Genomic DNA, 23,492 nt, shown 5'->3' on the forward strand with positions numbered 1-23,492 from the left:
CCGAAAATTGGATGTTTGAAGGACGGCCCCCTTGGCGGGGCATGCATGGGACGGGTTTCCGTGGGCTGGTCTTCAGTGGGCCGGGCGGCGGACGGCCATCCGGATCAGGCGGTAAAGGCCGTAAAGCCCGGCGAGCGACGCCAGCACGAGACCCAAGATGTAAGGCCAGTATTTGCTGAACGTCCGGTCCAGAAGATTGGCGAAGAGCTGCTTCTCCGCGTAGTCCTCCGGCCCCAGATCGAGCACGCCGGTCTGGGCGGCATAGGCGTCGTACTCGGCCCGCATCTCGGCAAAGAGTTCGGGGTTCTCGCCCGCCAGATCCGTGGTTTCACCCGGATCGACCGACAGATCGTAGAGCCGCCACGTGAAATCGCCGCGCGGCAGGGCGGTGCGCACCAGCTTCCAGTTGCCGCGATAGAGCGAGGCGTTGCCGCTGACTTCGCCGCCGAAACCTTCGACATCGCCGCGCGTCTGGGTCGCCTCACCGGCCAGAACCGGCAGGATGCTGCGCCCGTAAAGCGCGCTTGGGTCATAGTCGACGCCCGCCGCGTCCAGCAGGGTCGGCATCAGGTCGGAGACATGCACCGGAGCGTCCAGCACACCGCGGGCTTCGATCCCCGGGCCCGACATCACCAGCGGCACGCGCAGCCCGCCTTCGCTGGAGTAGAACTTGTAGAGGTTGAAGGGCGACGCCTCGACCGACGCCCATTCCGGGCCAATCGCGGTGAGGCTGCCGGGCAGGCCCATGTTTTCGGGCGAGGTATCGTAGCCCTCCAGCCGGTGGAGGCCGCTCAGCAGAAGATCGGCCACGGGGTTATCCAGCGATGTCACGCCGGATTCCGCGCCATTGTCGGAGGTGATGACGACGATGGTGTTGTCCAGCCGCCCGGTGAGGTCCAGATGGTCCAGCAAGCGCCCGATATGGAAATCGGCGGCCTCTTTCATGCCCGCATTGACCTGCATGGCGCGCGCGGCCTCTGCCTTCTCCTGTGCTGTCAGGTCGTCCCATGCGCGGTGGTCTTCGTGAACCGGGGCCAGCGTCGTCGTCTCCGGCACGAGGCCCAGATCGATGGCGCGCTGGGCGCGCTCCTTGCGCATCACGTCCCAACCGGCGTCGAAGACACCCTCGTATTTGTCGATGAACTCCGCTGGCGCCTGCACCGGGATATGCACCGCCTGAAGCGACAGGAAGCCGAAGAAGGGCTGATCGGGAGCACCTTCGTCGATATAGGCGATCATCTTGTCCACGAGATTGCGGGAGGAATAGAAATCCTCCGGCAGGCGCACGGGTTCGCCGTCCTCGTACCACGAAACCTCCGGGTATCCTGGCAGGTAGTGACGGTGGTCGTAATTGCTGCCGCCGGTGGAATCCATGACATAGGAGCGGTCAAAGCCGAAGCGGTCGGGCAGGTTCTTGCCCTTCGCGCCGATCCCCCATTTCCCGGAGACATAGGTCTGGTACCCGGCCTTCGACAAATGGCTCGCGATCGTCTGCTGGCCGTCGTCCCAGACCATGGAGTAGCCGGGCAATGCGCTTTGCGCGGCTGTGACCGTCTCGGTCAGCGTGCCCATGCCGGTCTGGTGATTGTCTTGGCCCGTCATCAGCATGGCGCGGCTCGGCCCGCAGAAGGGCGAGGAGTAGTAGCGCGAGAACAGCGCGCCCTGTTCGGCCAATGCGTCGATATGTGGCGTGCTGGCATCGGCACCATAGGCCCCGAAACCGGTGAAGCCGACATCGTCAAACAGCACGACAAGGATGTTCGGGCGCGTCTCCTGCGCCAGTGCGGGCAGCGCCGCCAGCACTGCGATCACGGAGGCGCCAAGCGCCGGAACGGGATGTCTGATCATGTCGAAAGCCTCATGAAAACGGTGTTCGAAAACAGGGCGGCGGCGCGGGTCACCGCGCGGGCCGGACCGCAACCGAGGTTGCGGGGTTCAGATCGTCGTTCGGATCGGTGAAGACGCCCGCCGGGAAAGAGACAGAGACGGGCGTGTCCGGGGTGTCCAGACAGAGCAGGTGGTTGTTGTCCCCGTCTCCGAGATCGGCAAGGGCGCGCGGTGTAACCTCGCGCTTGATGCCATCGGCGGCCTGTACGGTGACACGATAAAGGTCGCGCTCGACCGCGCCCGGTTCGCCGCCGTCTGCAAGCGTCACGCCCCCGGCCCAGACCACCCGCACCGCCTGCGAAATGCCGTCGGTCGGGCAGTCCGTCCCGTCGGTGCGCCGCTGACCAAGGCCAAGGTCGCGCGCCTGCGGATCGGCGATCTCTGCCATTACGAGGCTCGGACCCGGCGCCAGCGGCGTGACCTCCACCTTTGCGCCGCGAAAATCCAGCATCCCGTCGATCGAATGAAGATGCCCGACGACCTCCACCACAACCGGCGGATCGTTGTCCGCATCCCCGAACTCACCCACCAGCAGAACGGTGCGCATTTCCCCGGCATCGGTGGCCGGCAAAAGCGTGACGCAATGCATCTGCCCCGTCGCGCCGGAGGCGGTGCGCACGAGGAAGTCGCCCGCCTGCATCGTTGCGTGATCGATCTCGGTGGAGAAGATCACCGGCATCCCGTCCTTGCCGGGGGCGCCGCGACAGATCAATCGCGCTAGGAACGGCAGCGCGTTGTCGAGGCCGAAGAAGGCGGAGAGGAGCTCTGCGGACTGGCCCTCTGCGACACGCGGCAGGGCGCGCCCCTCGGTCGTATCTTCCAGCCCGAGGCTGGTGACCTCTGCCATGCTCGGTGCGGCAAAGATGGCCGCGCAGGACAGCACGACACAGAAGGACCGACGGGCCAGACGGCCGCGGATTTCTCCGGTCTGCATTGAAGTATGTGGTCTGTGCAGCATTGGCCCCTCCACGTGTTCTGCATGTGCAGAATACCTCGAAGGGGATGCGTCCTACGACCACGGGTCAGGATCACCAGCGGCCAGAGGATGTTCATTAACGGCCAGAATCGCCCCTGAGCAGAGCCTTGTCCCGATATGCCTTCGGCGTCAGGCCGGTCCAGCGCTTGAAGCTGCGGGCGAAATTCGAAGACGACTCGAAGCCGGTTGCGCCCGCGATCGCCTTGATCGGCTGCGTGGTGCCTGACAAGAGCGCGCGCGCCCGCTGCTCGCGCACCTGTTCGACGAGCTTCCGATACGATGTGCCCGATTGGTCCAACTGCCGTCGAAGGTTGCGCTCGGAATATCCCAATGCAGTGGCCGTGTCGGTCAGCGAGGCCGCGAGGGAGGGCGTGCCTTCGAGAACGGCGATCACCTGTGTGACAGGCGTTTCGCCGAAGGTCATCTCTTGGGCGAATTGTTCGCAAAGCCCCAAGAGGCGCGCGTGGTTCAATGGATCGGACCCGGGAAGCGGCCGGTCCAGCAGCTCTGCAGGGAAGACGATCCTGTTTTCGGCGGCCTCGAACCGGAACTCAAAGCCCAGCCCAGCTGCGATCTCGGCAACCTGCGCCGGACGCTGGACGGTCAGTTCCGCGCGGGTCGCGACGGTTTCGGCCCGCAACATCGCCTTCAAAAGACCATTGATCGCGACGATGGCGCTGCTCAGTCCGAAATACTCGATATCCTCGAATGGGAATTTGGAGCGCAGTCGGATGGCGGTTTCGTCCGGGTCCAGACCCGGCTGCTGGCTTGAAACGCTGAACTCGAACGCCGGGAAGTTCAGGAAAAAGAACCGTGTCAAAACGGCGAGCCCATCGGCAAAACATGCCGCGTTCATTGCGGCATAGGATGGCAGCCCGATATAGGTCGGCTGAAACTTCTGAGCCAGCCTGATGCCGAGATCGGGATCGTCCGTTCGGTCGATGGCATTGCGAAGCAGGCGGCGCAGCGGCTGAAAACCGCATCTGAAATGCGGATCGCCCAATTGTTCCGCCGCGAGGCCGGTCCCCGCAAGCAGCGCCTCTTCTGGATAGCCGTCTTCGAGAAGGGTTCGGAAGACAAAGCCGGGGTAGTTCATCGGCAGGGCCGGGTCAGCCGGTGTGAAGACCTTGTTCACCACAGATCGTCGCTCCATCTAAGCCGCACGATAGCCGCGCTGTTGGTCGCAATGCACCTTTCGACGCATCGTGATGGGGTGGGGTTCATCCTGTCCGGTTCACGCCCGCAGGCCGAAGGCAGAGTCACACCGGAATGACGATTGGCCCTTGATCAAGGGTACCCGACCTTGAGCACAAGACAATGCATTGTGTGCCCTATAGAGCGCGTCACCGGTCACCGCTGCGCAAAGAATGACCTTGAATGACGTCTCGTATCCGTTCAGGCGCTGGGCGTAGGCGAAGATCGAAGGAGATTGCGACGACCGCTAGGCGGCGGATGGGTCGTGGAATTCGGCACAACGTCGGCAAATGACGCTTGCCGAGCGCTGAGGTCGCGCGTGATGCGCGCCAGCAGGTCTTGGGTTTCATTTTGGGTCGAGAGTGAGTAGGTCATGTCGGCCTCTTGATTGCGTCGAAGCGGAGGTCGCGTCGTGCTGACCGATCCGCCTATTATCTGAACAGCGATCGAGAGGCCTCCGGGCGGCGCCCGGGCGAGGGCATGGAAACTGTGCTGCGCCGTGGCACAGCAACTCCGGAAGCGGCCGGAAATCCCGGCAAATGACGGATATCGTGCGACGTTGAGGATCGGAGCGTAAGTTGGAAAAGAGCAAAGAAAACAACGCCAAATCGGCGGCGCGGCTTTCCGTGGCACCCATGATGGACTGGACCGACCGGCATTGTCGTTATTTTCACCGGCTCATGTCCCGTCATGCGCTGCTCTATACCGAGATGGTGACCTCGCCCGCATTGGTGCGGGGCGGGGCGCTGCACCTGCTCGACCACAGCCCCGAGGAACACCCGGTTGCCCTGCAACTGGGCGGCAGCGATCCGGTCGAACTGGCGCAGGCCGCGCGGCTCGGGGCCGAGGCGGGCTATGACGAGATCAATCTCAACTGCGGCTGTCCCAGCGACCGCGTGCAGTCGGGCACCTTTGGCGCAGTCCTGATGCGCGATGCACCGCTGGTTGCGCGCTGTGTCGCGGCGATGCAAGAGGCCGTCGATGTCGAGGTCACCGTGAAATGCCGGATCGGGGTCGACGATCAGGACCCGGCGCAGGTCTTGCCGGAATTCCTCGGGCAGTTGGATCGGATCAACTGCACCCGCGTGACGATCCATGCCCGGAAAGCGTGGCTTCAGGGCCTGTCACCCAAGGAAAACCGCGACATACCGCCACTGGACCACGACCTCGTCCACGCCATGAAGCAGCGGTTTCCTGCGATGCATCTGTCGATCAATGGTGGGATCACGACGCTGGATCAGGCGGGGGAGCTGTTGGCGCAGGGGCTTGACGGGGTGATGATCGGACGCGCCGCCTATCACGAGCCGTGGAACGTGCTGGGCGAGGCTGATGCCCGGATCTACGACGATCCGCACCCGCAGACCGCCGAGGACGTGGCCCGCGCGATGCTGCCTTATATCGAGGCGCACTTGACCTCGGGCGGAAAACTGCATCAGGTCACGCGGCACATGCTGGGGCTTTTCGCAGGGCGGCCCGGGGCGCGGCGGTGGCGGCAGGTCCTGTCGACCAAGGCAACTGCCCCCGGCGCCGGGACGGACGTGGTCGAAGAGGCGCTGGCGCAGATCGAACAGGCACAGGCGGCATAAGACATGGATATGGCAACCCTTCTCCCTTTGGTCGGGCTCTTGATGGCGGCCTCGGCCTTTGCAGGGGTGTTGGCCGGGCTGTTTGGCGTCGGTGGAGGCATCGTTCTGGTGCCGGTCTTCTTCTTCGTGCTGACCGGGCTGGGCTATGACACGCCGCTGCTGATGCAGGTCTGCCTTGCGACCTCGCTGGCCTCGATCGTGTTCACCTCGATCCGGTCGGTGCATTCGCACAACAAGAAGGGCGCGGTGGACTGGGGCATCCTCAAGAGCTGGGCCGTGGGCATCGTTCTGGGGGCGATCATCGGCGTGGCAACGGCCACGCAGCTGCGCTCGGACGTGTTGACCGTGATCTTTGGCGTGCTGGCGGGTGCGGTCGGCCTGTATCTGGCCTTTGGCAAGCAGCACTGGCGCGTCGGGCCGGAAATGCCCAAGGGCATCGCCCGCGCGATCCTGTCGCCGCTGGTAGGCTTCCTGTCGGTGCTGATGGGCATTGGCGGCGGCAGCTTTGGCGTGCCGCTCATGACGCTTTACAGCGTGCCGATGCACCGGGCGGTGGCGACGGCGGCGGGGTTCGGCCTGCTGATCGCGGTGCCCTCGGTGATCGGGTTCCTGCTGCTGGAGGTGCCGGGCGCACCGCCGATGACCGTCGGCGCGGTGAACATCCCGGCGCTGGTCATCGCTGTGTCGATGACGATGATCACGACGCCTTGGGGGGCGAAGCTGGCCCATGCGTTGCCCGCCCTGATTCTGCGTCGGATTTTCGCGGTCTTCATCCTGATTGTTGCCGCAAACATGCTCAGAAAGGCCCTCGGGGCCTGATTGTTTCCAGAATTGTCTCAATCTTGACGCCAATCCCGAACCGCGGTCGGGATTGTTCGCGCCGTTAACCGCGACCGCAAATTTTATTCGTTTTGGCAACGGTTTGTGGTAGCGTTAAGGAATTGTTAACAGAGGTTGAGTGCTATGATCTGGCTTTTTACCATGCTGCCTTTCCTGCTCATTGGGGCCCTCGTGGATGCTGGCGGATCGGATGGTGACAGCGACGGTGGCGGCGGCGGAACCCCGGATGGTCCCGAAGATCCGACACCGGCCCGGACGGCAACCGAGGACGCGGATTCCATCAGCCTTGGTGACGGCGACGACATCTTCCGCGCGCTCTTGGGGGATGACTTCATTTCCGGCAATGCCGGCGATGACCAGATCAACGGCAATGGCGGCAACGACACCCTGCGCGGTGGCGTGGGCAACGACACGCTGGGCGGCAACCTTGGCGAGGACAAGCTGGTCGGCGGGGACGGCAACGACTCGCTCGACGGCGGCGCCAATGACGACAAGCTGGATGGCGGCAACGATGCCGACACGCTGATCGGGGGCGGCGGCAATGACCTGCTTCTGGGGCAGGGCGGTGCGGATGCCATCGACATGGGCTTTGGCAATGACTCGGGCTATGGCGGCGATGGCAACGACACGCTGGATGCCGGCGCGGGGGACGATTACCTCGATGGCGGGCTTGGCGAGGACCGGCTGCTGGGCGATACCGGCGACGACACGCTGATCGCGTTCGGCGGCGGCGACCAGATGAAGGGCGGCGACGGCGACGACCTGATCACCGGCGTCACCTATGCGAACTCGATTGCCGGCGACACGATCGAAGGCAATTCCGGCGCAGACACCATCATCGGCACCGATCTGGGCGACGTGATCGATGGCGGTTCGGGTCAGGACTCGATCGACGGCAATGACGGTGACGACACCATCATGGGCGGTCTCGGTCATGACACGGTGCTGGGCGGCGCGGGCGATGACGAGATCGACGGCGGCGCGCGGGCCGATATCCTGTCGGGCGAAGCGGGCAATGACACGCTGCTTGGCGGTCAGGGCAACGACACGCTGTCCGGTGGCGCAGGCGCCGATTTCCTCGAAGGTGGCACGGGCGCCAACGTTCTGATCGGCGGCGCGGGGGCCGACACGTTCTCGGTCTTCGAGCCGGTGTACAACCCGTCGGGCGAGACGGAAACCGCCCGGATCGAGGATTTCACCGCGACCGGCCCCGAAGCGGACACTTTGGTCATCCAGACGCTGGATGGCGGGCTGGATTCCGGCACCTTGTCCATCGACCCGGTGACCGGCACCAACGACATCCGCCTGACGGTCGTGGATGGCGGCGAGGTGACGGAGCTGGCCTACGTGGTGGGTGGAGCGACCAACGGCTTCAGCCTGTCGAACGTGCAACTGGTGACGCTGGGACCGATCGTTTAATCCTGATTGCGAAGGCGGGCGGCGCGGCCGCCCCGGCGCTGCTGGTGCAGGCCCTGTCTGGTTGGCAGGGCCTTTATCACGTCGCGACGTTCCTCGCTGGTCATCTTGGACCAGCGGGTGATCTCATCGATCGAGCGCAGGCAGCCCGTGCAGAGCCGCGTGGCGGGATGCACCACGCAGAGCTTCACGCAGGGGCTTTCGATTTCGTCGCGTTTCCACACCTGATCGTCTCTCATGCTCGTCTCGTGTTCGGGGCCGTCAGGCCGTGAGGTGGCGCAGGCGGTCCAGCGCTCCTTGCAGGATATACGACGCGGCGACATGATCTATGACCTCGGCGCGACGCTTTCGTGACGTATCCGCCTCCAGAAGCGCACGTTCGGCGGCCACTGTCGACAGGCGTTCGTCCCAGAAGGTGATCGGGCCTTGCCACAACCGGGCAAAGTTGCGCGCGAATGCGCGGGTCGACTGGCAGCGCGGGCCCTCTGTTCCGTCCATGTTGCGCGGCAGGCCCAGCACGATGCCGGTGATGCCGCGCTTGGTCAGGATGGCCTGAAGCGCCTCCGCATCGGCGGTGAATTTCGTCCGCTTCACGGTTTCGAGGGGCGTCGCCACTTGGCGAAAGCTGTCGGTGACGGCGACGCCGATCGTCTTCGTGCCAAGATCGAGCCCGGCCAGCGCGCCCATGGCGGGCAGGGCGGGGGCGAAGTCGGTGATGTCTTCGTGGATCATGGCGTGGGTGCTTTCCGGGAAGGCAGGATCGGGGCTCTGCCCCGAACCCCGAGGTATTTGGGGACCAAAGAAGCAGGGGTCAGTCCGCGACCCCGGCGGATTGGGCAGCGGCCCGGATGGTGGCGAGGTCTTCGGGCGCCTCGGCGAAGATGCCCTGCGCCTCGGCCCAGATCGCGGCGGCCTGTTCGGTATCGCCCAGCACGCCCAGAGACGAGATCAGACGCGCCCATTCCTGCGCGGTGCCGCCCTCGGTCGCAAGCCGATCGGAGAGCTGGCCGACCATGCCCCGGATCATGTCCTGACGTTCCTCGGGGGTCATGTCCTGAGCGGCGGCCACCTGACCGGCATCGGGGCCGCGCAGCGGGCGTGCCTCGGGCAGCTCATAGTCTTGCACACCGGCACGCCAAGCCATCTCTTGGATTTGCTGGCGGATGGGCTGTACCCACGGGGCGTCCGGGTCGGAGCTGCGCAGCAATTCGTCCCACATCCGGAACCCGATGTCGGGGCGACCGGTCTGCGCCATCATCAGGCCGCCATAGAAGCGGGACACCTCGTTTTTTGGATCGAGCGCCAGCGCCTTTTCCAGCACTTGCTGGGCCTCCGGCGAGACATAGCCGCCGGCGGCGAGAATCATCATGTCGGCAAGGTCGGCAAAGTCCTTGGCGGTCGGTTCCATGCCAGCCTTGTCCTTCAACTCGATCACGCGGGCCTGCGCGCGGTAGGAGGCCTTGAAGTTGCCAAGCGCGGCCTCGTTGCGGGCCAGCAGCACCTGACCCTGAAGGTCGTCGGGGCGCTCGGCCACGGCTTTGCGTAGTTTCTCCAGCAGGTCCAGATATTCCTCCGACACATCCGGGTTCGCGGTGGCCGGCACGCGGGCCTCGGCGCTGGCCTGATCGGGTCGGTTGGCGCGCGCCTCGGCGGCCGCGTCGATCCGGCCCTGCAAGGGCAGATCAGGGTAGCCCGGCGCACCCAGCGTGGCATAAAGCCCGAGCCCGCCGCCAAGGAACAGCGCCGCCATCAGCCCCGCCACGGCATAGCTGCCGATCTTCGGCTGATCCGACGTGGCGGTGGGCCCGCGCAGCTTGGCATCCGCCGACAGGATGCGACGCGAGATTTCGACCTTCAGGCGCTCGGCCTCTTCGGGGGGGATCTTTCCCGAGGCGGCGTCGCGTTCCACCTCGGTCAGCTGATCGCGATAGACCTGCAGGTCGAACGCCTCGGCCGGACCGGTCTCGCGCCGCCCGCGCAACACGGCTAGAGCCAGCAAAACCGTCAACACCAGCGCAAGCGCGCCCGTCAGGATCCAGAACAGCATGGGACCTCCCTTTAGCGTGGCCCACATCTATGGTCTTGAGGCCCTCAAAAAAAGGGCAAAACGCCGCGTTGGCACCCCATGTCGCAACTGTATGTCAGAATGACGGTTGCGACATTCGCCGCCGAAGCAATTTTGTCATGTAGGCCACAAGACACACGAGATCGGATTCGAGCGCCATGAAACGATATTCCGCCTTTGCCATCGCCCGCGAAGCCCTGAAGGGTCATACCGGATGGGAGCGCGCCTGGCGCAACGCCCAGCCCAAGAAACGCTACGATGTGATCATCGTCGGCGCGGGCGGGCATGGCCTTGCCACGGCCTACTACCTCGGCAAGAACTTCGGCATCACCAACGTCGCGGTGATCGAAAAGGGCTGGCTGGGGGGCGGCAACACCGGCCGCAACACCACCATCATCCGGTCCAACTATCTGCAGGATCCGTCAGCGGCGATCTATGAAAAGGCGCGGTCCCTGTACGAGACGATGTCGCAGGACCTGAACTTCAACGTGATGTTCTCGCCCCGCGGCGTCTTGATGCTGGCCCAGACCGAACACGAGGTGCGCGGCTATCAGCGCACGGCGCATGCCAACGCGCTGCAAGGGGTGACGACCGAATTCGTCTCGCCCGAGCGAGTCAAGGAAATCGTGCCGATCATCAATATCGACGGGCCCCGCTACCCCGTGCTGGGCGGCCTCTGGCAGGCCCGCGCCGGGACTGCGCGCCACGATGCGGTGGCCTGGGGCTATGCCCGCGCCTGTTCCGACATGGGCATGGACATCATCCAGAAATGCGAAGTCACCGGCGTCACCCGTGAAAACGGCAAGGTGACGGGCGTCGAGACCACCAAGGGCCATATCGGCTGTGACAAGCTGGGCATCGTCGTCGCGGGCCATTCCGGTCAGGTCGCGGAACTGGCTGGCTTCCGCCTGCCGATCGAGGCCGTGCCACTTCAGGCGCTTGTGTCCGAGCCGATCAAGCCTTGCATGGATTGCGTCGTCATGGCCAACACAGTGCACGGCTATATGAGCCAGTCCGACAAGGGCGAGATGGTCATCGGTGGCGGCACCGACGGCTATAACGGCTTCACCCAGCGCGGGTCCTTCCACCATGTGGAGGAAACCGTCCGCGCGCTGGTCGAGACCTTCCCGATGATTTCCCGCCTCAAGATGCTGCGCCAGTGGGGCGGTATCGTCGACATGACCGGCGACCGCTCGCCCATCCTGTCGAAGACGCCGGTAGAGGGCGTGTTCATCAACTGCGGCTGGGGCACCGGCGGCTTCAAGGCCATTCCTGGCTCTGGTTGGGGCTTTGCCGAGCTGATGGCAACCGGCCATTCGCCGCTGACCGCCGATTTCGGCCTGAACCGCTTCCGCGAAGGCCGATTCATCGATGAAAGCGTTGCGGCGGGGGTGGCGCATTGACCTACCGATACGTCTACTTCCCTCAAGAGGTTGCAGGGTTTCTCAAAGGCGCAGGCCTAGCTTGGGACGACATTTGGCCCGCGTTGTCCAAAGCACGCGCAATGCGGACAGGGGCTGTTGTTCAGTTCAATACGATCGACTTTGCGTACAACCCTGAAAGGGATCAGTTCCAGGTTGCCGTGAATTTTGGTGACAAGGACGCGGTCTGGCTCACCGAAGAAGAATTCAAGCAAGAAGTCCCGCAATGGGTCGAAGGAGGTCCAAAATGCTGATCTTGCAATGCCCCTATTGTGGCGTCATGGCCGACGAAACCGAGCTGCATGCCGGTGGCGAGGCCCATATCAAACGCTTTGGTCCCGGCTCCTCGGATGAGGAGTTCGAGGGCTACATGTTCGGCCGCGAAAACCCCAAAGGCGTTCATTTCGAACGTTGGCGGCATGTGAACGGCTGCGGAAAGTGGTTCCACGCGGCGCGCGACACCAACACGATGGAAGTCTTCGGCACCTATACCGCCCAGACTTCCACCCCGCCCGAGGACCTGCTGGCCCAGATCCGCGACAAGCGCCCCGGCTTCAAATGGAGAGAATTCTCCTGATGTTTCTTCTTGGCCAAAATACCCAAATCCAACAGCGCCACATGCGCGGGGGTCTGACACGATGAGCACACGTCTCGCATCGGGCGGTCGCCTGACCAACCGTTCCAAACAGATCGAGTTTTCCTTTGACGGCAAGCGCCTGACGGGCTTCGAGGGCGATACGCTCGCCTCGGCGCTGCTGGCCAATGACCAGATGATGCTGGGCCGCTCGTTCAAGTATCACCGGCCCCGTGGTCTGGTCGCGTCCGGCTCCGAGGAACCCAACGCCTTGGTCAATCTCGGCAAGGGTGACACGCACGAGCCGAACCAGCGCGCCACCACGACCGAGCTTTTCTCGGGGCTTGAGGCGACCTCGCAGAACCATTGGCCGAACCTCGACATGGATATCGGCGCGGTGAACGGGCTGTTCAGCCGCTTCCTGACGGCTGGTTTCTACTACAAGATGTTCATCCATCCGCGCCCCTTCTGGAAGCACATCTACGAGCCGTTCATTCGCCAATCCGCCGGTCTGGGCAAGGCGCCCAAGGCCGAGGCGCGCGATCCCGACACCTATGAACACTTCTACGCCTATGTCGACGTGCTGGTGATCGGCGGCGGTGTCGCCGGTCTGCAAGCGGCGAAGGCCGCGGGCGAGGCCGGGGCCAAGGTGCTGCTGGTCGAGCAGACCGCCCATTGGGGTGGCCGCGCGGTTGTCGACGGCGGCACGATTGACGGGATGGAGGCCGAAGAGTGGGTCAAGACCACGCTCGAAGCGCTTGGAAAGATGGACAATGTTCAGGTCCGTAGCCGCACGATGGGCGCCGGTGTCTACGACCACGGCTATATTCTGTGCTACGAACGCGTCCGCGATCACGCGCCTTTGGCTGGTGGCCCGCGTCACCGCATGTGGAAGGTCCGCGCCAAGCAAACCGTCACCGCGACCGGCGCGATCGAGCGTCCGCTGTCCTTTGCGGGCAACGACATTCCCGGCGTCATGCTGGCCTCTGCCGTGCGCGATTATGTCGTGAACTACGGCGTCTCCGTCGGCGACCGCACCGTGGTCGTGACCAACAATGACGACGCCTATCGCACGGCGATTGCTCTGAAAAAGGCCGGTATGGACGTGCCGGTGATCGTCGACGCCCGCCAGATGGGCGGCGGCGCGCTGATGGACGAGGCCAAGGCGCTGGGGATCCGCGTCGAGACCGGCCGCGGCATCGCCAAGGTCAAGGGCGGCAAGCGCGTCACCGGCGTCACGATCTGCAACCAGCAGGGCGAAGGCGCGATGATCGAAGAAATCGCCTGCGATTGCGTCGCCATGTCGGGCGGCTGGTCGCCGGTCGTCCACCTGTGGTCGCATTGTGGCGGCAAGCTGAACTGGGACGACGCCCAGGCGATGTTCCGCCCCGATCACGACCGCGCGCCGACCTCGCATGACGGCAAGCCGTTCGTGACGGTTGCGGGCTCTGCCAATGGCTATCTGGGCCTGAAGGACGTGCTGGAAGACGCGGATACCGCTGGCAAATCGGTATCCGGGTCAAGCGCCATGACCGACGCGCCCAAGGCCGAGAATGCCGAGGAAAAGCCGCTGGAGCCGGTCTGGCTGATGCCGCAGGGCGCAAGCTATGACCTGAGGATGAAGGCGTGGCTGGATTACCAGAACGACGTCAAGGTCTCCGACGTGCAGCTGGCGGCGCGCGAGGGCTACGAGTCCGTCGAGCATACCAAGCGTTACACCACGCTGGGCATGGCGACCGATCAGGGTAAACTTTCGAATATCAACGGTTTGGCGACGCTTTCCAATGCGCTGAACGAGGCGATACCGCAGGTCGGCACCACCACCTTCCGTCCGCCCTACACGCCCTTCTCGATGGGTGCGATTGCGGGCGAGGCGCGCGGCGATATCTTCCAGCCGATCCGCAAGACGCCGATGCACCAGTGGCACATGGACAATGGCGCGGAATTCGAGCCGGTTGGCCATTGGCGCCGCCCGTACTGCTTCCCGAAGGCAGGCGAGTCCAAGCATGACGCGGTGATGCGCGAAGTCCGCGCGACCCGCGACAGCCTTGGCCTGCTGGACGCCTCGACGCTGGGCAAGATCATCGTCAAGGGCTCGGATGCGGGCAAGTTCCTCGACATGCTCTACACCAACATGATGAGCACGCTGAAGCCGGGCAAATGCCGTTACGGGTTGATGTGCAACGAGAACGGCTTCCTGTCGGACGATGGCGTGGTTGCGCGCATCGACGAGGACACGTTCCTGTGCCACACCACCACTGGCGGCGCGGATCGCATCCATGCCCATATGGAGGAATGGCTTCAGACCGAGTGGTGGGACTGGAAGGTCTACACCGCCAACGTGACCGAGCAATACGCGCAGGTCGCCGTGGTCGGCCCCAACGCCCGCAAGGTGCTGGAGAAACTCGGCGGCATGGATGTCTCGAAAGAGGCCATCGCCTTCATGGAATGGAAAGACGGCACCTTGGGCGGCTACAACGCCCGCGTCTACCGGATTTCCTTCTCGGGTGAGCTGTCCTACGAAATCGCCGTGCCCGCCAACCAGGGCCGCGACTTCTGGGATGCGTTGCTGGAGGCCGGGGCCGAGTTCAACGTCACCCCCTATGGCACCGAGGCGCTGCACATCATGCGCGCCGAGAAGGGCTTCATCATGATCGGGGACGAGACCGACGGCACCATCATCCCGCAGGATCTGGGGCTGCACTGGGCGATCTCGAAGAAGAAAGAGGACTATCTGGGCAAGCGCGCACAGGAACGCCTGCACATGGCGGACCCGAACCGCTGGCAGCTGGTCGGCCTTGAGACGCTGGACGGGTCGGTTCTGCCCGATGGGGCTTACGCGGTGGGCGAGGGCTACAATGCCAACAAGCAGCGCAACACCCAAGGGCGCGTGACCTCGACCTACTACTCGCCGACCCTGAACAAGGGCATCGCGATGGGCATCGTGCATAACGGGCCAAATCGTATGGGCGAGGATATCCCCTTCATGGCGGTGGATGGCGAAACCATCATCCGCGCCAAAATCGTCAACCCGGTCTTCTTTGACCCGGAAGGAGCAAAGCAGAATGTCTGAGCCTGTCCTGCCGCTGGGCGGCGCGTCGTATTCCGGTCTGGTGACCGTGTCCGAACATGGCCCGATCGGGCAGGTCACCTTTCGCGGTGATCTCTCCTCGGAGGCGGTCAAGGCCGCGATCAAGGATGTCACGGGGCGTGATGTGCCGGGTCTGCGCGAGGTGTCCGGGGATGGCGACACATGCGTGATCTGGATGTCGCCCGATGAACTGCTGCTGATCTGTGGCTATGCCGAAGCGGGTGGCCTTGTGGACGCGCTGACCGAAAAGCTGGCGGGCGAGCATGTGTTGGCCGTCAATGTCAGCGACGCGCGCGCCGCGTTCCGCCTGAAAGGCAAACATGTGCGCGAAGTGCTGGGCAAGCTGGCCCCGGTCGATCTGGACCCGGCGGTCTTCACCCCCGGCATGGTGCGCAGGACCCGTCTGGCGCAGGTCGCCGCCGGGTTCTGGCTGCTGGATCAGGAGACCGCGCAGGTCTTCTGCTTCCGCTCGGTGTCGGAATACATGTTCAACCTGTTGAAAACCGTGTCCGATCCGCAATCCGCGGTTGGATATTATTCGGCGTGATCCGCCGAGAGTCATTGCACATCTTCGTTGCGTTGTGGACAGTGTCCACAACGCAAATAACGAGACGAGCGACGGTATGACTCTTTTGAAATTCGCGGCCTTGGGCCTGATGGCTTCGGCCTGTTCAGCCATGGCCGCGACCACGACTTATCAATGCAAGACGGCCCCGGCCTATAGCAACCTTGCATGGGTGCCCGAGGTGCTGTTCATCGCCCATGAAGACGGCACAAAGACGGCCACGATTTCCGATCCCATCATCCTGTATTTCAACGACCGCCAACCGATGAGCGGCAAGCTTGCGGTGGACAACGCGCGGCGCATCACCTTTGCTTGGACGGTCGTGACGCGCAGTGCGACGAACCAGCGGGCAAAGATGAGATACCGCGCGACGATCCAGAAAAGCTCGGGACAGCTGGATATTTCGGCCCAGCCGCTGGGTTATGCGAACAGCTACATCGCGCAAGGCACCTGCCAGCGTGGCCAGTTGAAGAACTGAGACCGGCTGGGTAAATCTTACGCCAGACCTTGACCTTGCCCCCCGCGCGGGACAGGTATTGGCGCAGAATGTCGCATATCAAACAGGGGTGACCATAATGGCTTTCGAACTTCCCGATCTTCCTTACGCACATGACGCGCTGGCGTCCAAGGGCATGAGCCAAGAGACGCTGGAATACCATCACGACATCCACCACAAGGCCTATGTCGACAACGGCAACAAGCTGATCGCCGGGACCGAGTGGGAAGGCAAGTCGCTCGAGGACATCATCAAGGGGACCTACGACGCGAACGCCGTGGCGCAGTCGGGCATCTTCAACAACGCATCGCAGCACTGGAACCACATGCAGTTCTGGGAAATGATGGGCCCGGGCGGCAATGCGATGCCGTCGGAACTGGAAGCGGCGATCAAGGACAGCTTTGGTACCGTCGACAAGTTCAAGGAAGACTTCAGCGCCGCTGGTGCTGGCCAGTTCGGCTCGGGCTGGTGCTGGCTGGTCAAGGACACCGATGGTGGCCTGAAAGTGACCAAGACCGAGAACGGCGTGAACCCGGTCTGCTTTGGCCAGACCGCGCTGCTGGGCTGTGACGTGTGGGAGCATTCCTACTACATCGACTTCCGCAACAAGCGCCCCGCCTATCTGGCGAATTTCCTCGACAATCTCGTGAACTGGGAAAACGTCGCTTCGCGGATGTGATCCGCGGCCGGTTCCACCGGACGAAACAGGCCCGCCGACAGCGATGTCGGCGGGCTTTTTCATGGCGGGACGATTGGCCCAAGGCGCGGGCAAGGCGCTTCGAAGCGGCTTGGATCACGCGTCTTGCAAGACGCGTCGCCAAGCGCCTTCGAAGGCGCTTGGTCCAAGGCCGTTCGAACGGCCTTCCCCGCGTTCCACGGATGTGGCGGCGGTCGACCGGGATTGCAGCGGCTTTGCGTTGCGCCGGTGACGGATGACGAGCCGGGTGGCGCGCGCTTCCTCGACGAGCGGGCGCACCGGCTTTGGCACCCCGAACAGCGCGCGATATTCCGCGACAGTTTCCGGCGGCAAGGTCCCGAGCGCGGCATCGCCGGGATAGAAGCTTTCGGTCAGGCAGCCGTCGGCCTCGATGATCTCGTGGCGGGCAAAGGCGAGGTGGATATAGACCACCGGATGATCCGGCCAGACCTGCCGGATGCCGGGCAGGGGGGTCAGCTTGCATGCAGGCACCAGCGCCTCGGGCACGCCCAGCATGCGCTGGACGACCTCGCCCGTCACCAGCATGCGATGCTGGGGCGAGACCAGCATGTCGCGCGCCGGTCGGCCCGGCCCGAGGGCACCGGCGCGGATGCGCACCGGGCAAAGCTGTGGATTGCGGCCCATGGCCTTGCGCGTGAAGGACCGCGCGTAGATGTGGTGCACCCGCTGCAGCCCGTGATCGCGCGTCCAGACCCGGGTGCCGGGGATCAGCGCCTCGATCGGCATCGGACCGCGCGCGGTCAGGATCAGGGTGCCTTGGGTAAAGCAGGCCACCATCAGGTTCGCCCCGCCAAGCGCCGATTTCACCATGTTGTCGAGGATCACCGTCCCGCCAGCCAAGGCCGCAACCTCGGTGCCCTGCGACAGGTCGATCGACAGCGAGCCGTCGGGGTTTTCGGTCGCGGCGGCCATGACATCCGCGATATCGGCAAAGAACAGAGACAGGTCCAGCACGTCCTCGGCGCTGTCGAAATCCGTCACCCGGTCGGTCGCCCCGTCGCCAAAGCCGCCCGCCACGAAGAGATCCGCGCCCGAACCGCCCTCCAGCGTGTCGTCCCCGCTGCCCCCCGACAGGCTGTCATTGCCGGTGCCGCCTTTCAGCAGGTCCGCACCATCGGCCCCGAACAGCGAGTCGTTGCCGCCGCCGCCATTCAGCGTGTCGGCATTCACGCCGCCATAGATGTCCTCGTGAAAGAACTGGCCCTCGACGGTGGTCAGGCTCGACCCGGCGCTTTGCCCGGACAGCAGCGTCATGCGGGCAAAGTCATCCGCCGTGCGGGCATCGGCGCCGGTCAGCCCCTCGATGGCGGCGGCCAGATCGGCGTAATTGGGCGAAAAGCTTGTCAGTTGCACGGCGTATTCATCGGGGATCGGGTCGGGATAATCATATGTCAAAGCGCGGGACACCGTGCCGATGGCATAGGTCTGGGCGTAGCCGTCACCATCCGGGTCCCAGTCCAGAAACCCGCCCCCGCCGGACATGCCGGTCAGGGCCTGCGCGTCCTGCACCGTGTAATATCCGCCCAGATCGCCGCTGACATCCTGACCGGTATAGCCCGCCAGCGTGCCCGAGGTCTCGTGCAGGGTCCCTTCTTGACCGTCCAGCGACACCGCAGAGCCGGGATAGCCGGTGATGTAGACCAGTCCGCTCAGGTCGGTCGGGTCGTTGGCGATCAGCAGCGGAATGGCCGGGCCGTCGTAAAAGCTTCCGGTGCTCAGCAGGTCGCCCACATGCATCGACATGTCATAGCCCGCCTTGATCGCGTCCGGCGTGCCATCGCCGTTCAGATCGTCGCGATAGGCGGTCCACGGATCGTCCCCCTGTGGCAGGGTGTAGTCGATCTCGACCGTGTCGTGCTGTTCGATCTCGCCATCGAGCGACCGCTGAGGGATCGCCTTCGACGTGCCGCCGGGCGTTGGATAGTGGTTGGCCGAGAAATAGATGCCGCCGCCGATATGAATGCCCGAGAACTTCACATCGACGGAGGTCAGGTGGCGCAGTTCGGTCGAGGCAGGGTCTACGATGGATACTGGCATGGCTGTCCCGCGGGTGGTCTGACATACCCGCGACGGGCGCGGGGCACCGTCGGACCTAGCCTCGGAATGGGACAGGACTGCGGCATCATCGCCGGAAACTGTGAACGATTTTAAGGGCTTGCTAACGTGTCAGCCCAAGGCGGAGCGCAGGATGTCGGTGACCTCGTCGACCGTTGTGCCCGATTGCACGTAATCCAGCAGGCTCGCATCGGCAAAGCCCTGATCGACCACATGATCCAGCATCGCCTTGAGTGGCGCCCAATAGCCGTCCACATCGAGCAGGACGATGGGTTTGGCGTGCAGGCCCAGTTGCCGCCATGTCAGCACCTCGAAGAATTCGTCGAGCGAGCCAGCCCCGCCGGGCATGACCACAACCGCATCGGCATTCAGCAAAAGCACCTTCTTGCGTTCATGCATGGTCTCGGTCACCACGAAACTTGTCAGGTCGCGCTTGCCGACCTCAAGGCGCAACAGGTGCTCGGGGATCACGCCAAAGGTCTCGGCCCCGCCTTCCTGCGCGGCGCGGGCCACGGTGCCCATCAGCCCCACATCCCCCGCGCCATAGACCAGCCGCCAGCCGTTGCTGGCAATCGCGTGGCCCATATCCTTTGCGGCCTGCTCATAGGTCTTGCGGGTGCCCATGCGTGAGCCACAATAGACACAGATCGATTTCATCGTCACGCGGGGCTCCTTCGCAGCATGGATCGGCACCTCCTTCCCTGATACATTTGATAAAAATCACGCTCAACCGTTGATCCGGCAGGCTGGGGGGCCTCAGGGGCGCGGCGGGGCGACACGACCAGACGAAAGGCTGCCTCCCTCAAGATGAGCAACAAGGTTCTATTCGGCACGTTGGGCACCGCTGTTGTGGCGGGGATCGCCACCGTGGCCGTGATGAATGGGTGGATCGGCGGGGCGACGTCTCCGGACCCGGTTCAGGAGACCGCGCTGGTCGCGCCCGCCCCGGAGCCGGAGCCTGCACCCGACGCGGCGGCGCAGCCCCGAACAGCGACGGATGACCAGCCCGCGCCCGAAGCCGTGCCGGACGTGCCGCAAGCGCCCGAGGCAGACCCGCCGACCGAAGCGGCCGACGCCCCGGCGCGGGCCGACGCCCCGGCGCTGGCAGTTGATCCGGCGCAGGCTGACGACCCTGCGCTGGCCGATGCCCCAGCGCAGGCAGATGGCCCGCCTCTGGTCGATGCGCCACAGGTCGCCGAGGAGGACGCCGCCGATCCCGCCGATGACCCTGCGGTGGTCCTGCCCAGCTTCGACCTTGTCCGGGCAGAGCCCGACGGCAACACGCTGGTCGCCGGGCAGGGGCTTGCCGGGGCGGCGCTCGAAATCCTTGTGGATGGTGATCCAAAAGCCGATACCCAGATCGCGGGCGACGGAAAATTCGTGGCGTTCCTCGATCTTGCGGGCTTGGTGGCTCCGGCAGTCCTGACGCTGCGCATGACCCATGACGGCACCGTTGTGATGTCCGAAAGCGAAGTCATCATCGCCCCGCCGCCGCCCTCTGACGTGGCGGTGGCAGAGGCCGCGCCCGAAGGCACTCCGGTGCCAGAAGCCTCGGCCTCTCCCGGTGCGGTCGCCGCGCTTGGGACGGCGCCGGAACCGGGGGCAGTGCCCCGGGGCAGCCCGGCCCCCCAGCCCGACAGTGCGGCGCGGGCGGTCCCCGAACCGCAGGTGCCCGGCGCGCCCGAGAGCCTTGCCGCCATGCCGGAGGTCGACCCCGGCGCGGCGCCCGCGCGGGCACAGGGCGATGCCGCCACCGCTCTGGCCCAGCCGCAGCCCGTGTCCGAGCCCAGCCCGGGTGACGTTGCCGGTCTGGCGGCCTCGGTCGATGCGCCAGAAGCGCTGAACGCACAGAATGGCGGCCCGGTGCCGCCAACCCCCCCGGAGATCACCAGCGCCGCCCCCAAGGCGCCACGCCCCGATCCCGATCCGCAACTGGCCGCGCGCACGGTGCCCGGAGCCTCGGACGTGCCGCGCGGGTCATCTGCCGCGCCGACCGTTTTGCTGTCGGGGCCGCGCGGGGTCGAGGTCTTGCAGACCGCGCCGCTGGCCCCGGGCGAGGTGGCGTTGGATTCGATCAGCTACGACGAGGCGGGCGAGGTGCTGTTGTCGGGCCGGGGCGCGGGCGCGTCCTTTGTCCGGGTCTATCTGGACAACGCCCCCCTGACCACGGCGCGCATCCGCGAGGATGGCCGCTGGCGGTTGGAACTGCCCGAGATCGACAGCGGCACCTATACGCTGCGCGTCGATCAGCTGAACGAGGCGGGCGAGGTCACGGCGCGGGTCGAAAGCCCCTTCCTGCGCGAAAGCGCCGAGGTGCTGGAACAGGCGGCCATCACCGGCCCGATCACCAGCATCACCGTGCAGCCGGGCAATACACTGTGGGGCATCTCGCGCGACCGCTACGGAGACGGTCTGGAATATTTCAAGGTGTTCGAGGCCAACCGCGACCGCATCCGCGATCCGGACCTGATCTATCCCGGACAGATCTTCGACCTGCCCGAAGAGCAGGACGCACCGGCGCGCTGACCGCATGCGGTCGTGCCTGTGTCGAGCGCGGGAACGAGGGGCGCTGCCCCTCGCGCTCCCCGAGGTATTTGGGGACCAAAGAAGCAGGGGTTCTGGTCATTGCCGGGCGCAAGGCTTAAGTCAGTCCTGCTGACTTGAGGAGTGCCCCATGCCGCCAGAGACCTCTGCCGCCGAGATTGCCGCCGAAGAGCGCCGCTCGGGGCTGCGCACCATTCGCCGGGTGGGGCCTTACCTGTGGCCCGACGACAAGCCGTGGGTGAAGCGCCGCGTGGTGCTGGCCATGGCGCTGTTGATCGTGGCCAAGTTGATCGCGGTGGGCACGCCGATCCTGTACAAGCGCGCGGTGGACAGCCTGTCGGGCGAGGTGCCGGATCTGGCGCTGGGGGCGATCGGCCTGACCATCGCCTATGGCGTGGCACGGCTGTTGACGGTGGGCTTTCAGCAATTGCGCGACGGGGTCTTTGCCAAGGTGGGCCAACGCGCGCTGCGGACGCTGGCGCTGGAGACGTTCACCCATATCCACCGCCTGTCCATGCGTTATCACATCACCCGCAAGACCGGCGGCTTGAGCCGGATCATCGAGCGCGGCGTGAAAGGGGTGGATTTCCTGCTGCGCTTCATGCTGTTCAGCGTCGGCCCCTTGGTTCTGGAACTGGTCCTTGTCGGGGCGGTTCTGTTTTTCCTCTTCGATATCTGGTACTTGCTGGTCGTCGCTGCGGTGATTTTCCTCTATGTGCAGTTCACCTTCAAGGTCACGGAATGGCGGGTCAAACTGCGCCGCGAGATGAACAAGCAGGACACCGATGCCAATCAAAAGGCCATCGACAGCCTGCTGAACTTCGAGACGGTGAAGTATTTCGGGGCCGAGGGGCGCGAGGCGGCGCGCTATGACAGCGCCATGCAGCATTACGAGGGCGCGGCGGTCAAGACCGCGACTTCGTTGGCGATGCTCAACACCGGGCAGTCGCTGATCATCACGACCGGGCTGGTGATCGTCATGGTCATGGCGGCGGTGGGCGTGCAGAACGGGGCGCTGACCGTGGGCGATTTCGTCATGGTCAATGCCTACATGATCCAGATCACCATGCCTTTGAATTTCCTTGGGACGGTCTATCGCGAGATCCGCCAGAGCCTTGTGGACATGGGCGAGATGTTCGACCTGTTGGAGCAACCCGCCGAGGTGGCGGACAAGCCCGGCGCGCCTGCGATTTCCGTGACCGGGGGCAGGGTGCATTTCAGGGATGTCGCCTTTGGCTATGACCCGACGCGGCCGATCCTGAAAGGGGTCGACGTACAGGTGGGCGCGGGCGAGAACGTGGCGCTGGTTGGCCCGTCCGGGTCCGGCAAGTCGACCATCGGGCGGCTCTTGTTCCGGTTCTACGACGTGCAGGGCGGCGCGGTCACCATCGACGGGCAGGATGTGCGCGACGTGACGCAGGACAGTCTGCATGCGGTCATCGGCGTGGTGCCGCAGGACACCGTGCTGTTCAACGACTCGATCCGCTACAACATCGCCTATGGCCGGGACGGGGCCAGCGACGAGGACATCGTCGCCGCGGCGAAGGCCGCGCAGATCCACGACTTTATCGGCCAGTTGCCCGAGGGGTACGACACGCAGGTGGGCGAGCGCGGCCTCAAACTGTCCGGCGGGGAAAAGCAGCGCGTGGGCATCGCCCGCACCCTGCTGAAGAACCCGCCGATCCTGCTGCTGGACGAGGCGACTTCGGCGCTGGACACAGAGACCGAGGCGGAAATCCAGACCGCGCTGCGCCGCGCGGGCGAGGGGCGCACGGTGATCACCATCGCACACCGCCTGTCGACCATCGCCGATGCCGACCGGATCGTGGTCTTGCAGGACGGCGAGGTGGTCGAGGAAGGCCGCCACGACGATCTTCTGGCGCGCGGCGGACGGTACGCGGCGCTTTGGGCGCGGCAGAAGGCCGAGGAAGCCGCTGCCTAAGCCAGAAGCATCTTCTGGGATTTCCTGATAATCGCGCGGCATTCTACGCGCTAAGGTGCAGATCGACGGATCTGCGCCTTTTCTTTCGGCGTTCTGGGTGAATTGGTAAGGTCACTTGACCA

At 64.7% G+C, this 23,492-nt stretch carries 20 protein-coding genes; 12 read left to right on the forward strand and 8 right to left on the reverse strand.

Annotated features, from left to right (window positions below):
- Nucleotides 1–72: 72 nt before the first annotated feature.
- From D8Z78_RS18485 to D8Z78_RS18495, 3 genes are all read right to left on the reverse strand, one after another.
- On the reverse strand, nt 73–1,848 hold the full coding sequence (locus D8Z78_RS18485; RefSeq protein WP_121631967.1) for an arylsulfatase: 1,776 nt from the start codon (nt 1,846–1,848) through the stop codon (nt 73–75).
- Nucleotides 1,849–1,897: 49 nt separating this feature from the next.
- The gene (locus D8Z78_RS18490; protein WP_121631880.1) at nt 1,898–2,821 is read right to left on the reverse strand and encodes a hypothetical protein; all 924 of its coding nucleotides are present in this window, start codon (nt 2,819–2,821) and stop codon (nt 1,898–1,900) included.
- Nucleotides 2,822–2,939: 118 nt separating this feature from the next.
- Nucleotides 2,940–4,016 (reverse strand): AraC family transcriptional regulator, encoded by a 1,077-nt coding sequence (locus D8Z78_RS18495; RefSeq protein WP_121631879.1) that lies wholly within the window; start codon nt 4,014–4,016, stop codon nt 2,940–2,942.
- Nucleotides 4,017–4,635: 619 nt separating this feature from the next.
- Between D8Z78_RS18495 and dusA the strand changes: the two genes are divergently transcribed.
- The 3 genes from dusA to D8Z78_RS18510 all read left to right on the forward strand — a co-directional run bounded on the left by dusA (nt 4,636) and on the right by D8Z78_RS18510 (nt 7,902).
- Complete coding sequence (dusA, locus tag D8Z78_RS18500) at nt 4,636–5,643, forward strand: tRNA dihydrouridine(20/20a) synthase DusA (RefSeq protein ID WP_121631878.1); 1,008 nt, start codon at nt 4,636–4,638, stop codon at nt 5,641–5,643.
- 3 nt (nt 5,644–5,646) lie between these two features.
- Nucleotides 5,647–6,462, forward strand: coding sequence for a sulfite exporter TauE/SafE family protein (locus D8Z78_RS18505; protein WP_121631877.1), 816 nt, complete (start codon nt 5,647–5,649; stop codon nt 6,460–6,462).
- Between the two features lie 144 nt (nt 6,463–6,606).
- Nucleotides 6,607–7,902, forward strand: a complete 1,296-nt coding sequence (locus D8Z78_RS18510; protein WP_121631876.1) for a calcium-binding protein — start codon at nt 6,607–6,609, stop codon at nt 7,900–7,902.
- On the opposite strand, the gene D8Z78_RS18515 is transcribed toward D8Z78_RS18510, so the two are convergent.
- From D8Z78_RS18515 to ccmI, 3 genes are all read right to left on the reverse strand, one after another.
- The gene (locus tag D8Z78_RS18515; RefSeq protein WP_121631875.1) at nt 7,899–8,138 is read right to left on the reverse strand and encodes a DUF1289 domain-containing protein; all 240 of its coding nucleotides are present in this window, start codon (nt 8,136–8,138) and stop codon (nt 7,899–7,901) included. The two genes, D8Z78_RS18510 and D8Z78_RS18515, sit on opposite strands and share 4 nt — an antisense overlap.
- A gap of 22 nt (nt 8,139–8,160) precedes the next feature.
- Nucleotides 8,161–8,631 (reverse strand): Holliday junction resolvase RuvX, encoded by a 471-nt coding sequence (gene ruvX / locus D8Z78_RS18520; RefSeq protein ID WP_121631874.1) that lies wholly within the window; start codon nt 8,629–8,631, stop codon nt 8,161–8,163.
- A 79-nt stretch (nt 8,632–8,710) separates the two neighbouring features.
- Nucleotides 8,711–9,946, reverse strand: a complete 1,236-nt coding sequence (gene ccmI, locus D8Z78_RS18525) for a c-type cytochrome biogenesis protein CcmI (RefSeq protein ID WP_121631873.1) — start codon at nt 9,944–9,946, stop codon at nt 8,711–8,713.
- Between the two features lie 176 nt (nt 9,947–10,122).
- Here ccmI and D8Z78_RS18530 point away from each other — a divergent pair, with 176 nt between their 5' ends.
- The 7 genes from D8Z78_RS18530 to D8Z78_RS18560 all read left to right on the forward strand — a co-directional run bounded on the left by D8Z78_RS18530 (nt 10,123) and on the right by D8Z78_RS18560 (nt 16,790).
- Nucleotides 10,123–11,367 carry a sarcosine oxidase subunit beta family protein gene (locus D8Z78_RS18530; RefSeq protein ID WP_121631872.1) on the forward strand — a complete coding sequence of 415 codons (1,245 nt, stop codon included), beginning with the start codon at nt 10,123–10,125 and terminating at the stop codon, nt 11,365–11,367.
- Nucleotides 11,364–11,639 (forward strand): hypothetical protein, encoded by a 276-nt coding sequence (locus D8Z78_RS18535; RefSeq protein WP_128910850.1) that lies wholly within the window; start codon nt 11,364–11,366, stop codon nt 11,637–11,639. The genes D8Z78_RS18530 and D8Z78_RS18535 overlap by 4 nt, the downstream gene beginning before the upstream one ends.
- The gene (locus tag D8Z78_RS18540; RefSeq protein ID WP_121631871.1) at nt 11,633–11,962 is read left to right on the forward strand and encodes a sarcosine oxidase subunit delta; all 330 of its coding nucleotides are present in this window, start codon (nt 11,633–11,635) and stop codon (nt 11,960–11,962) included. The genes D8Z78_RS18535 and D8Z78_RS18540 overlap by 7 nt, the downstream gene beginning before the upstream one ends.
- A gap of 61 nt (nt 11,963–12,023) precedes the next feature.
- On the forward strand, nt 12,024–15,032 hold the full coding sequence (locus D8Z78_RS18545; RefSeq protein WP_121631870.1) for a sarcosine oxidase subunit alpha family protein: 3,009 nt from the start codon (nt 12,024–12,026) through the stop codon (nt 15,030–15,032).
- Nucleotides 15,025–15,597 (forward strand): sarcosine oxidase subunit gamma, encoded by a 573-nt coding sequence (locus tag D8Z78_RS18550; protein WP_121631869.1) that lies wholly within the window; start codon nt 15,025–15,027, stop codon nt 15,595–15,597. Before D8Z78_RS18545 ends, D8Z78_RS18550 begins: the two co-directional genes overlap by 8 nt.
- Nucleotides 15,598–15,673: 76 nt before the next feature.
- Nucleotides 15,674–16,093: a hypothetical protein gene (locus D8Z78_RS18555; protein WP_121631868.1), complete on the forward strand. Its 420-nt coding sequence runs from the start codon at nt 15,674–15,676 to the stop codon at nt 16,091–16,093.
- Nucleotides 16,094–16,190: 97 nt separating this feature from the next.
- Nucleotides 16,191–16,790, forward strand: coding sequence for a superoxide dismutase (locus D8Z78_RS18560; RefSeq protein WP_121631867.1), 600 nt, complete (start codon nt 16,191–16,193; stop codon nt 16,788–16,790).
- Nucleotides 16,791–16,904: 114 nt separating this feature from the next.
- Here the strand turns inward: D8Z78_RS18560 and D8Z78_RS25320 are convergent, their stop codons facing one another.
- Both D8Z78_RS25320 and D8Z78_RS18570 read right to left on the reverse strand, forming a co-directional pair.
- Nucleotides 16,905–18,866 (reverse strand): Hint domain-containing protein, encoded by a 1,962-nt coding sequence (locus D8Z78_RS25320; protein ID WP_128910851.1) that lies wholly within the window; start codon nt 18,864–18,866, stop codon nt 16,905–16,907.
- A 129-nt stretch (nt 18,867–18,995) separates the two neighbouring features.
- Complete coding sequence (locus D8Z78_RS18570; RefSeq protein ID WP_121634397.1) at nt 18,996–19,547, reverse strand: LOG family protein; 552 nt, start codon at nt 19,545–19,547, stop codon at nt 18,996–18,998.
- Between the two features lie 144 nt (nt 19,548–19,691).
- Between D8Z78_RS18570 and D8Z78_RS18575 the strand changes: the two genes are divergently transcribed.
- Both D8Z78_RS18575 and D8Z78_RS18580 read left to right on the forward strand, forming a co-directional pair.
- Complete coding sequence (locus D8Z78_RS18575) at nt 19,692–21,410, forward strand: LysM peptidoglycan-binding domain-containing protein (RefSeq protein ID WP_121634393.1); 1,719 nt, start codon at nt 19,692–19,694, stop codon at nt 21,408–21,410.
- A gap of 148 nt (nt 21,411–21,558) precedes the next feature.
- A complete protein-coding gene (locus D8Z78_RS18580; RefSeq protein WP_121634391.1) occupies nt 21,559–23,370 on the forward strand; it encodes an ABCB family ABC transporter ATP-binding protein/permease in 1,812 nt (603 codons plus the stop codon).
- Nucleotides 23,371–23,492: the final 122 nt, after the last annotated feature.

Origin of the sequence: Tropicibacter alexandrii, assembly GCF_003667315.2 — a bacterium.
In the GTDB taxonomy this organism is placed as follows: domain Bacteria; phylum Pseudomonadota; class Alphaproteobacteria; order Rhodobacterales; family Rhodobacteraceae; genus Tropicibacter; species Tropicibacter alexandrii.

Excerpts from the sequence above, each read along its gene's own strand:
- D8Z78_RS18485 (WP_121631967.1), bottom strand. The coding sequence starts at position 1,848 with ATGATCAGACATCCCGTTCCGGCGCTTGGCGCCTCCGTGATCGCAGTG.
- D8Z78_RS18490 (WP_121631880.1), bottom strand. The coding sequence starts at position 2,821 with ATGCAGACCGGAGAAATCCGCGGCCGTCTGGCCCGTCGGTCCTTCTGT.
- D8Z78_RS18495 (WP_121631879.1), bottom strand. The coding sequence starts at position 4,016 with ATGGAGCGACGATCTGTGGTGAACAAGGTCTTCACACCGGCTGACCCG.
- D8Z78_RS18505 (WP_121631877.1), top strand. The coding sequence starts at position 5,647 with ATGGATATGGCAACCCTTCTCCCTTTGGTCGGGCTCTTGATGGCGGCC.
- D8Z78_RS18510 (WP_121631876.1), top strand. The coding sequence starts at position 6,607 with ATGATCTGGCTTTTTACCATGCTGCCTTTCCTGCTCATTGGGGCCCTC.
- D8Z78_RS18515 (WP_121631875.1), bottom strand. The coding sequence starts at position 8,138 with ATGAGAGACGATCAGGTGTGGAAACGCGACGAAATCGAAAGCCCCTGC.
- ruvX (WP_121631874.1), bottom strand. The coding sequence starts at position 8,631 with ATGATCCACGAAGACATCACCGACTTCGCCCCCGCCCTGCCCGCCATG.
- ccmI (WP_121631873.1), bottom strand. The coding sequence starts at position 9,946 with ATGCTGTTCTGGATCCTGACGGGCGCGCTTGCGCTGGTGTTGACGGTT.
- D8Z78_RS18530 (WP_121631872.1), top strand. The coding sequence starts at position 10,123 with ATGAAACGATATTCCGCCTTTGCCATCGCCCGCGAAGCCCTGAAGGGT.
- D8Z78_RS18540 (WP_121631871.1), top strand. The coding sequence starts at position 11,633 with ATGCTGATCTTGCAATGCCCCTATTGTGGCGTCATGGCCGACGAAACC.
- D8Z78_RS18545 (WP_121631870.1), top strand. The coding sequence starts at position 12,024 with ATGAGCACACGTCTCGCATCGGGCGGTCGCCTGACCAACCGTTCCAAA.
- D8Z78_RS18550 (WP_121631869.1), top strand. The coding sequence starts at position 15,025 with ATGTCTGAGCCTGTCCTGCCGCTGGGCGGCGCGTCGTATTCCGGTCTG.
- D8Z78_RS18555 (WP_121631868.1), top strand. The coding sequence starts at position 15,674 with ATGACTCTTTTGAAATTCGCGGCCTTGGGCCTGATGGCTTCGGCCTGT.
- D8Z78_RS18560 (WP_121631867.1), top strand. The coding sequence starts at position 16,191 with ATGGCTTTCGAACTTCCCGATCTTCCTTACGCACATGACGCGCTGGCG.
- D8Z78_RS25320 (WP_128910851.1), bottom strand. The coding sequence starts at position 18,866 with ATGCCAGTATCCATCGTAGACCCTGCCTCGACCGAACTGCGCCACCTG.
- D8Z78_RS18575 (WP_121634393.1), top strand. The coding sequence starts at position 19,692 with ATGAGCAACAAGGTTCTATTCGGCACGTTGGGCACCGCTGTTGTGGCG.
- D8Z78_RS18580 (WP_121634391.1), top strand. The coding sequence starts at position 21,559 with ATGCCGCCAGAGACCTCTGCCGCCGAGATTGCCGCCGAAGAGCGCCGC.